This window comes from Paraprevotella sp. (assembly GCF_986071375.1).
In genome coordinates this window covers 19,791-30,031 of record NZ_CFQRNQ010000028.1, presented here as the reverse complement: position 1 = coordinate 30,031, position 10,241 = coordinate 19,791, and the positions used below count along the sequence as shown (strand labels likewise).

Here is a 10,241-nt window from a genome sequence, read left to right as displayed (position 1 = left end):
TTAATAAAAGTAATAGTACTGTATGCTTAATGGGTTCAACGGCAATATGCAATCTCTCAAATTCTGCGTAAACAATGCGTAAACAAACGGTTTCAGTTAGGGGGGATTTAGTGAGTTTCATTGTAAATGACGGATTTTACAACTGACTGATATTCAATAAAGATTAATAAAACAGACTATCACAGAACATCATCTTATCGTTCTCATAATCTGGAGGTCCCTGGTTCAAGCCCAGGCTGGTCCACAAGACATAAAGCAAAGAAAATTAAGCCGTTATAAAGAAATTTGTAGCGGCTTTTTCTTTACACACAAAAGTTCATTGCACACAATTTGCACACAGTTCCGAGAAGTCTGATAATCAATGATAAACGAAACACATCGGTAAATTGTACCACATTCCATCTCGTTTCTTTCATAACTATTGCCTTATCGGTTGAGGCTTTTCACCGATAGTATAATACAAATAAAAGGAATAAGCTACACACCGGTAGTTATCCCTTTTGTTCGCAATAAAATCAAGCGAGAAGTATGTACATCACAATTTTCCTGTTTTCATACGCCTTAATATATCGCAAACTTGATTCATGCCTGCACATGGCTTGCCAACAAATAAAGTACAGACATCTCTAATTTTTCTTTGATTTGACTTTCTTCTCTATAATCTGTTGTTTCAAATTTATAGAGATAACTATAAATAAGCGAACTAATCGTGGCAATATTTGTTTATATAATAAATTAAAAGTAATTTTGCCACAGAACTAAAAGAGGCACTCATGAGAACGATAAATCAAATTATTGGAGAAAATCTAAAAAAGATTAGAGAGCTGTCTGGCTTCACACAAGAACAGATAGCCAAATCTATTGGGATTGAGCGTTCTGCATATAGTAATTATGAAGGAGGCACTAGGGAAGTTCCGTATGATATTTTAGAACGAATCTCAAACATGTTCGGTTGTGAACCTTTCATTTTGTTTGAAGATAATATCCAAGCTGATAATGAAATTATGGCTACTGCTTTCAGAATTTCTGATTTGGAAGATAATGACTTAAAAGAAATCGCAAATTTCAAGGACATTGTGAAATCATATCTTAAAATGGAACGAATTGCACAGAATGAAGCCGAATAAGTTTATCATAGAAAAACAAGTATCAGCATTTCGCACAGATAATGGGCTTAGTGCATCCGAGCCTGTCACATTGAAAAGTCTGCTTTTGAAATTGAACATACTTACAGTGTTCAGACCTCTGTCTGACAATTTTTCAGGCATGTGTTTAAAGGACAATTCCGGGCATCGTTTTATGCTTATCAATTCCAATCAGCCACGTGGAAGACAGCATTTCACAATTGCCCACGAATTATATCACTTGTTTATAGAAGAAAAGCCTACCCCGCACAAATGCAACCCCGGATACAGCAAGAACTTTGTAGAACAAAGTGCCGACATGTTTGCTTCTTTATTATTAATGCCTGAATCCGGAATCTGCCAACTGGTACCGGAGAATGAATTAAAGACTAAAAGCATTTCTATGGCAACAATTTTGAAACTTGAACATTACTTCTCTGTTTCTCGTTCGGCCTTGTTGTATAGATTGTTAAATATAGGCCTCATTTCAGAAAGTACACGTTCCCAATTTGCTGAAGTAGGAGTAAAAAACTCTGCAAAATGTTTCGGATATGATACGGCTTTATACGAAGCTGCAAATGAAGGTTTGGTTATCGGTGATTTTGGAGAAAAAGCACGTAATTTATTCGATAAAGAGAAAATCTCGGAAAGCCATTATATGGAGTTGCTCGGTAAAATAAATATCAATGGGACACAAGAAAACGAAAATAGTACTCGATGCTGATGTGATTATCCATTTTATAGAAGCGGGTAACTTTTCACTATTACCGGATATATTCCCCGAATATGAATATATAGTATTGGATGTGGTTTATAATGAAGTTTCAAAGAACTCTAAAACAAGAAATCTCATTGACAATTATCTTCGTTATTTCTCAAAATTAAGAAAAGAGACTTTTTCTCCTAAAGGTGAATCTATGAAAGAATACTTCTCATTACAACGTAGATTGGGAAAAGGCGAAAGTGCCTGTATGATTTATTGCAGGGATAACCAAGATGTTTTAGGAAGTAGCAATTTAAGGGACATAAAAGAATATTGTTCTCAAAATAGTATTACTTATCTGACTACTCTTGACTTCCTGTATTACGCTTATCTCAAAAAGAAAATGACACAACAAGAATGTACTGAATTTATGCAAGCTGTAAATGATGCAGGAAGCAGGCTTCCTATTATTGATATAACTCTATATAAATGCACCGTGCAAATCTAATTGCGCACATCTTAGGAAAAACGAAGGATACAAAGAGATGTTTTACTATAAAAAATCAACGGCTTACGAAAGATATTCGCAAGCCGTTTTATTTCAACTATATTACTTCACAAGCCCGTCGCACGGCGCTGTTTACGAAGATTCTACGTGAAATCAGATGTATTTCTACCCTGCAAAAAGAATGTAAAAGCAACGCAACTGGCTCTTAATACGTTTACTCTATTTTTGTTGCATCAAAACTTGACAACATAAACTTTAAAAGAAAAAAAGAATGAAAAAGAGAATGCTGACACTTCCGTTGCTTTCGTTAGCAATTTGCGGGTATGCCCAGGCACAAGCCGACTGCATAGAAGGCAACCCTGTCATGAAAATCAATGAGACGTCCACGTTCGAGGCTCCCAAAAATGAAACTGCCGCCCATTACGATTGGAGGACTCCTATCGGTTGCAAAGTCATATCGGGACAAGGAACACCTACCGTCGAAATTTCATCTTCCTTTCTATCACAAGACAGCCCGGTCCGCCTGATAAGAACATTTACCGATGAACACAAAGATACCTTGGAGACTCCTATAAAATTCTGCCGCTACGTGCAAAGCATACAAGACCACACCATTGCTCCGGGAGAGACAATAAATATAGGAGGAAAAGATTACTCCGAAGCTGACATTTACTACACACCGGCCGAAGGTGAAAACGCCTGTGGACAAGTCGTGGCACACCGGCTGACCGTGGAGCCTAAAACCGGCAGCTATGCCGATATGACGAAACCTTACCTCCAAAGCGCGGAAGATACCGCCATCTGGATTAGTTGGAAAACCTCTTTCGAAAACACCCCTAAAGTCATTTACGGAACTTCAAAAGACCAACTGACGCAGACCTTAGAGGGTACCATTGACAATCTTTCAGAAGACGGTTTCCCATATTATTGGAACTCCATCCGCCTCATCGGACTGCAACCCAACACGGTGTACTATTACCAAGCTATCAGTGACGACAAGAAAAGCAAAGTATGCCATTTCCGCACCATGCCGACCCCCAAAAGCCATGAGCCCATGCGCATTCTGTTAATGGGTGATCACCAAATCAAAAGCCGAAGCGGATATGAGTGGCTAATGAAAGCAGCACAACGTAAAATCGAAGAAAAATATGGCGACCTTACCGAAAACATCAACATGATTATGAATATCGGCGACCAAGTGGACGTAGGTACATTGGACCAATACGAACAGATACACCTGTTCAAATCGCAACTCATGTCACCTTATCTCCCCATCATGACAGCCGTGGGAAACCATGAAACTTATAACGACCCGGGTATGCAGAGATATGCCGCACATTACCACTATGAGAACCTTACCTACCAAGGTATCAGCAGTGGCACGGAAAACTATTACGCCTACCAAGCCGGCCGTATCCTTTTCGTTGTTTTGTCCACTGAACATACCGGCGATGCCCAAAAAGAATGGGTGAGAAAAATTGTAGATGCTGCCAAAAAAGACGATTCTGTAGACTTCATTATCAGTGTAAACCATCGGCCTATCCAAGCTGAGCAATACGTTGGTGACATCTCGGCATGGGTTAGAAATGAAATCATACCCATTCTGTCCGAGACTCCGAAGCACGTACTGAACTACGGAGGTCACCACCATTTGTACCATAGGGGGCAGTTGACCGATTATCCGCTATATCACATCATTAACGGCGCTGCCTCTTGGGATCAAATGTGGGGCATGTCTTCCGAACAAGACTACGATGACGTACAAAAAACCATTGACTATTGGGGCTACCAGATTCTGGAGTTTGATTTCGATAAAAAAGAAATGAAAGCGGAGTGTTATGCCATCGGTAACAAGGAACTGGTAGTGGACAATATTCTAATAGACTCCTTCAGTCGCACTTTGGGTAAAGCTGCTCCAAAAAAGCCGGAAATCAAGGAAATAACAGAAGAGACCATCACCCTGCCTTATACGTTTAAAGGAAGTCCATATAAAACCACTACGGATGAACAACTAAATAGCGTACAATACCAATTCTCACTCAACCAAGACTTTTCTACCATAGAATACAACAAGGTACGCGACGTCGAAGACCTTTACGGTTCTACGGGGAAACCCTTACACATCCCCATTGACCTCAATGAAAATATAGACATCACCCAACTTACCATTGAGAAAAACAAACTGATAAACGGTACCTATTATGTAAGGATGAGATACCGCGATACCAATATGGAATGGTCGGAATGGTCAGACACCAGACAGTTTACCGTAGAAGGAAGTATAGCAGGCAAGCCTTCCATTTCCATAACGGACACAAGCGTAATACCGGGAGAGACCATTACCATCGACTACAAATATGCTCCTGAAGGTCAAAACGCATGGATCGGCATCTACCGCAAAGGAGAAGAACCGCATTCCGTTCTTTCGTACAAATGGAAATATACCCCGGCTCAATCCGGTTCAATGAATTTCACCATCGACGAAACCAACGAATACTATGCCGTGCTATTTGAAGATGAGGGATATACGGAAATCAGCGAAAGAATCCCGTTCTATGTCGGTCCCGAACCGCAAATCAGTTTGGAAAAGAGCGAATTCGAAGAAGGAGAAGACATCGTGGTGACCTACTCCAACGCACCGGGCCTGAAGAACGACTGGATCGGCATCTACAAGCGGGGAGAAGTTCCCGGCACAGCTGATACATCCGACTCATGGGATTACCTCGGCGGAAACACCGAAGGCACACTCACTTTGGCGAAAGATCTGCCCAAAGGATATTATTTCTTGAATTACTTCACCTTGGGACAGTACTTCGAACCGCGTGAACGAGTTTATTTCTCTGTAGGCAAAGACATATCTTCGCTGTCTACCGACAAGACGGAATTCTCCACCGATGAAGCAATTCTCATCCACTACAAGGACGGTCCGGGTACACCGAAAGACTGGGTAGGCGTCTACAAAGATGGCAAAGACCCCAACGTGGACGAGCTTGACGGTTTCTATTACACTTACGGAGCCACGGAAGGAACCGTGAGCATCAAAGCCGGTACGCTCGAACCCGGAAACTATTTCAGTGCCCTGTTCATTAACGATTCCTATGACGAGGTTTCCCCGAGAATCCAGTTCACCATAAAAGACGGCACGGGCATCAGACAAGCTAAAAACGAAGACGGACCACTCTTCTATCCCAATGCTAACGGCTCGCTGCGTATCGAAGGTAACACCTATGAAACAGCCGACATCTTCAACTTGGCCGGAAACTGTGTGCGTCGCACGACTTTGACGGAAGGCAACTGCACTATCGACTTTGCCGACCTGCCTGCCGGAATTTACATCTTCAAATTCCACAACGGGACGGATAACAGCATCGTACACAAAGTCATCAAGAAATAACCCACACGGAAATATCATTCCCCCAAAAAGGGAGTGCCGGAAGAGAGGCTATCAAACCGAGCCTTCTGGCACCCCCTTTCTTTTTGTTTTTATCCTCGCCCTTTGGTCATCCGTACCGGATTATTGCCCGGATAGAACCAACTGTTTTACCAGTCCCTCCAACGCGTCCAGATTACGAGGGTCTGCATTTACGTCGAGCACATGACCGTCTACACCGATAAGACGGTAAGAGGGAAAACAGTTCACTCCCAGATATTGTTCTATGGCTCGTTGTTGGTCGTCCGGAAGATTATAATGCACCACATTGTCACCTACCACGTTATATTGTTTGATGACGTTCTTCCACGAATCTTCCGCAGAGCGGTTGGCCAAGTAAAGGAACACCACGCCGTAGGGACGCATCCGCTCGAACAGTTCATGCGAATGAGACAAGGCTTCCTTACACGGCCCGCACCAAGTACCCCAAATGTCGAGCAACACGAGTTTGCCGCGATAAGGCTCCGTGAGCTTACGCAACAACGCCTCGCCGCCGGTCACGTCCTTCACGTCTTCTGCCGACCTCAGACTGCTCACGTCGGACAAGTCCCGATTTTGGATAGACACGTACTTCTCTTGTTCCCTGCTAACGATGTCCCATCCGCCCTCAAGCCTGATTCCCCATTCAGCCTTTGCCATCATCCTGTCCGGCAAAGGTTTCCGCATGTTATCAATCAGCCCGTAAAGCTTCCGGGCTAAATGAATTTGGCATAAAATACTGTCACACCCCACCGATTCCGCGTCTTCTTTCCAGAAATCTATGTTATCTATCAATATCTCCTCATTTAAAACGTCCTCGAAACGTGTAACAAGCGACATGAAACGTTGGGATAACTCACTTTTCCCAAACTCCACCACCATGCGTTGACGCAACGAATCCGACGGCTCCGCATTCAGCTTTTCCTGTAAATCCCTAACAACCAGTTGATAAGCCTCCACGGCATTTACTTCCTCCTCCGTCATCGAAATTTCACCCCGTTGCTGCAAACTTTCGAAGGCATTGAATGTAACATCGCCCCTCACCTTGTCTTTCGCTTCTGAGGAATGGTCTATATAATCCCTCATCAACGTGCTGAAAGTCTGGCAAAGTGTATAGGGTTTGGGAGGACGCTGCCAAACTTTCGTCCGGACAAAGTCCACGTAATCTTCGGGCAACTGCCAACCGGGCACCGCAAACCGCGCCTGCATCATCGAACGACCCAACCCTGTCAAAACAAAAGATTCCATATAGTAACGGTAACGCCGCGAAAGGTTGGGATGTTCCTCCACACGTCGTGACAGTTCCTCTACCGCATGCCGGTACTTTTCCTCCATCTGTATCCGGAATTCATCGACCGTCCCTTGCCCTTTCCGGAGATAACCATCCACGTACAAAGGAGGATGCGTCTGCAATTCGTTTTGCAACCGGACATCTTCTCCCATGAAAAGCACATGGCCGGTGGAGAAATCGTGCAACAGGAAATAAGTCTCCCCCGGCTCCACCACCGTGTTAATACCCTTCCGCCCTATGTCGATATAGATTTCCGACGTGTTGACCAACGGCACGCGCACAGAGAAACGCCCGGTCGAATCCATGGCTGCCACAAAGGATTCCTGTTTGTCCGTAAAGATGTTGTTGCGTAATATTTCCACGCTTCGCCCTTTCTCCCACGCCTCGGCAGGCATGTCCTTCATCCAGCCCACGATGGTCACGCTGTCGTCCGCACGGTAACCGTTGTCCTTGAACCCCTCCCGCAGGTCTTCCACGGGATAGTCAGGCAACGCCGCCCCCGTAATCAAGCTGCACTCTACGGACGGTTCCTTGCCCACGGTAATGCGACGCGTGCCGCGTTTTTCTTTGCCCACCTCCACTGCAAGCTGCTCTCCGTCATAGGCAATTACCCATTGTCCACATCCGTCTTTTCGTTCATCCCGGCTCACCACGTCCCAAACCTTGCCGTCGTATATCACGCCGTCGCCGGAAAAGCCGACAAACCAATCTCCCGTACGCACATCGCGCCAATAGGTGTCCTCCATCCCTTCGGGCCGATAATCCTCCGGACGGATATTGTAAACCGTCCATCCTCCCGGTTCTACCAGATTCATCTTTACCGTCCCAAGCGGTACGGCATCGAATGTCAACGTAAAGTCCACTTCATCGCTCTCAGGCATAGTGTACCGTTCCCCAAGGGGAATGCCCGAAGCATCCCTTACGGGAAAGTTCCGGCCATCCGTTTGCAATTCCGTCGTGCGCAGGATTTGAATCCAATAACCTGAAGGGTAATGTACATGGCACGACACTTCCGTGCGGTCCGCATGGAGCACCACCTTGGTTACCTCTACGATAGAATGGGTATAGCCCACCACAGGATGGTGCCAAACCACGGAATCGTTTGCCCAAGCACTGACCACGGCAAACGTAACACATAACAATGCAATAAGTTTCTGTTTCAAGTGTTTCATCATGGAATTATCTAAATTAACCGACATAAAATTACACAGTTTCTGAAACTCGGCAAAGTCATGCCCCGAGAAAATCTGGTACATTGTGTTTTTTTAGTATTTCCAACCCGTAATCCGGGTAAAAATACCCGTAATCCAGATAACAAACCTTCCAGTAAAACCGCGTATCTTTGTACCATTATTTTAAAACAACAAAATTATCCGTTATGATATTAGAAAACATCAACTCTCCGGAAGACGTGAAAAAATTGTCCAGAGAGGAACTCAACCTGCTGAGCGGTGAAATACGCGAAGCATTGTTACACCGGCTGAGCGACCACGGCGGCCATTTCGGCCCGAACTTCGGCATGGTGGAGGCCACCATCGCCCTGCATTACGTGTTCAACTCGCCGGAAGACAAAATCGTCTTCGACGTGTCCCACCAAAGCTATCCGCACAAGATGCTGACCGGACGGAAAGACGCTTACCTCTATCCGGAAAAATACGATGACGTGTCGGGCTACTCCGAGCCGTCGGAAAGCGCACACGACCATTTCGTCATCGGCCATACCTCCACCTCAGTCAGCTTGGCCGGAGGACTGGCCAAAGGCCGTGACCTGAAAGGCGAAAAAGGCAATGTCATTGCTGTCATCGGAGACGGTTCGCTGAGCGGCGGCGAAGCTTTCGAGGGATTGGACTACGCAGGAGAATTGGGCACGAACTTCATCATCGTAGTCAACGACAACCAGATGTCCATTGCTGAGAACCACGGAGGCCTGTACCGTAACCTGCAGGAGCTGCGTGAAAGCCAAGGCACATGTCCTTGCAACTTCTTCAAGGCCATGGGACTGGATTACCTGTACGTAGACCAAGGCAACGACATCGGAAGCCTCATCTCGGCATTCCAAAAGGTGAAAGACATCGACCACCCCGTCGTGGTACACATCAACACCCTGAAAGGCAAGGGATACCGACCGGCAGAAGAACACAAGGAACCATGGCATTATTGTGCACCATTCGTCATCGAAACGGGTGAACCCCGGCATAAACCCGAGGGAGGAGAAGACTACGGGACACTGACTGCAGACTATTTGCTGAAAAAGATGAAAGAAGACCGCCGCGTGGTAGGCATCACGGCAGGCACGCCCACCGTCATGGGCTTTACGGAAGATAAACGGCAAGCCGCAGGCCACCAGTTCGTGGACGTGGGCATCGCCGAAGAGCATGCCGTAGCTTTGGCTTCCGGCATCGCCAAGGCGGGTGGAAAACCCGTATTCGGTGTGTATAGTACATTCATCCAACGGGCTTACGACCAACTTTCACAAGACCTCTGCATCAACCGTAATCCGGCCACGCTGCTCGTCTTTTGGGGATCATTGTCGGCCATGAACGATGTGACACATCTTTGCTTCTTCGACATCCCGCTCATCAGCAACATCCCTAACATGATTTATCTCGCCCCGACCTGCAAGGAAGAGTATTTCGCCATGTTGGAGTGGAGCCTGCATCAGAATGAGCATCCCGTAGCCATCCGCGTGCCAGCCAACGGAGTCATCCACGCAAACCGCAAAATCGATACGGACTACGGACAACTGAACCGTTATGAGGTCGTAAGGAAAGGAACAAAAGTAGCCCTGCTCGCCTTGGGTTCTTTCTTTTCATTAGGCGAATCCACCGCACGTATCCTGAAAGAAAGGGCCGGCATTGAAGCCACCCTCATCAACCCACGCTATATCACCGGAACGGATGCCACTTTATTAGATGCGCTGAAAGCCGACCATGTCCTTGTAGCCACGCTAGAAGACGGCGTACTGGACGGTGGCTTCGGTGAGAAAATCGCCCGCCACTACGGCACAAGCCCCATGAAAGTACTCAACTTCGGTGCCCGCAAGGAGTTCGTAGACCGCTTCGACGTGACGGCATTCCTCCGCGACAACCACCTGACGGCGGAACAGATTGCCGAAGACATCCTCGCGCAGTTATAAAAATTCCACTTAAAAGAGGCAGTCCCCTATTACAAAAGGAACTGCCTCTTTGCCACATATATAAAAGAAC

6 protein-coding genes are annotated in these 10,241 nt (G+C 45.9%); 5 read left to right on the top strand and 1 reads right to left on the bottom strand.

What is annotated here, in order from left to right:
• The first annotated feature begins 773 nt into the window (after positions 1-773).
• The 4 genes from AC5RDV_RS12440 to AC5RDV_RS12425 all read left to right on the top strand — a co-directional run bounded on the left by AC5RDV_RS12440 (position 774) and on the right by AC5RDV_RS12425 (position 5,729).
• The gene (locus tag AC5RDV_RS12440; RefSeq protein WP_008627182.1) at positions 774-1,127 is read left to right on the top strand and encodes a helix-turn-helix domain-containing protein; all 354 of its coding nucleotides are present in this window, start codon (positions 774-776) and stop codon (positions 1,125-1,127) included.
• The gene (locus AC5RDV_RS12435) at positions 1,114-1,848 is read left to right on the top strand and encodes an ImmA/IrrE family metallo-endopeptidase (protein ID WP_008627181.1); all 735 of its coding nucleotides are present in this window, start codon (positions 1,114-1,116) and stop codon (positions 1,846-1,848) included. The genes AC5RDV_RS12440 and AC5RDV_RS12435 overlap by 14 nt, the downstream gene beginning before the upstream one ends.
• A complete protein-coding gene (locus tag AC5RDV_RS12430; protein ID WP_282747378.1) occupies positions 1,811-2,335 on the top strand; it encodes a PIN domain-containing protein in 525 nt (174 codons plus the stop codon). Before AC5RDV_RS12435 ends, AC5RDV_RS12430 begins: the two co-directional genes overlap by 38 nt.
• Before the next feature lie 271 nt (positions 2,336-2,606).
• Positions 2,607-5,729, top strand: coding sequence for a fibronectin type III domain-containing protein (locus tag AC5RDV_RS12425; protein ID WP_282747377.1), 3,123 nt, complete (start codon positions 2,607-2,609; stop codon positions 5,727-5,729).
• A gap of 120 nt (positions 5,730-5,849) precedes the next feature.
• Here the strand turns inward: AC5RDV_RS12425 and AC5RDV_RS12420 are convergent, their stop codons facing one another.
• The gene (locus tag AC5RDV_RS12420) at positions 5,850-8,291 is read right to left on the bottom strand and encodes a TlpA family protein disulfide reductase (protein ID WP_282747375.1); all 2,442 of its coding nucleotides are present in this window, start codon (positions 8,289-8,291) and stop codon (positions 5,850-5,852) included.
• 122 nt (positions 8,292-8,413) lie between these two features.
• Between AC5RDV_RS12420 and AC5RDV_RS12415 the strand changes: the two genes are divergently transcribed.
• Entirely contained in the window at positions 8,414-10,171 is a 1,758-nt protein-coding gene (locus AC5RDV_RS12415) for a 1-deoxy-D-xylulose-5-phosphate synthase (protein WP_282747374.1), read from the top strand.
• The last annotated feature ends 70 nt before the right edge of the window (positions 10,172-10,241 follow it).

Excerpts from the sequence above, each read along its gene's own strand:
- AC5RDV_RS12440 (WP_008627182.1), top strand. The coding sequence starts at position 774 with ATGAGAACGATAAATCAAATTATTGGAGAAAATCTAAAAAAGATTAGA.
- AC5RDV_RS12435 (WP_008627181.1), top strand. The coding sequence starts at position 1,114 with ATGAAGCCGAATAAGTTTATCATAGAAAAACAAGTATCAGCATTTCGC.
- AC5RDV_RS12430 (WP_282747378.1), top strand. The coding sequence starts at position 1,811 with ATGGGACACAAGAAAACGAAAATAGTACTCGATGCTGATGTGATTATC.
- AC5RDV_RS12425 (WP_282747377.1), top strand. The coding sequence starts at position 2,607 with ATGAAAAAGAGAATGCTGACACTTCCGTTGCTTTCGTTAGCAATTTGC.
- AC5RDV_RS12420 (WP_282747375.1), bottom strand. The coding sequence starts at position 8,291 with ATGTACCAGATTTTCTCGGGGCATGACTTTGCCGAGTTTCAGAAACTG.
- AC5RDV_RS12415 (WP_282747374.1), top strand. The coding sequence starts at position 8,414 with ATGATATTAGAAAACATCAACTCTCCGGAAGACGTGAAAAAATTGTCC.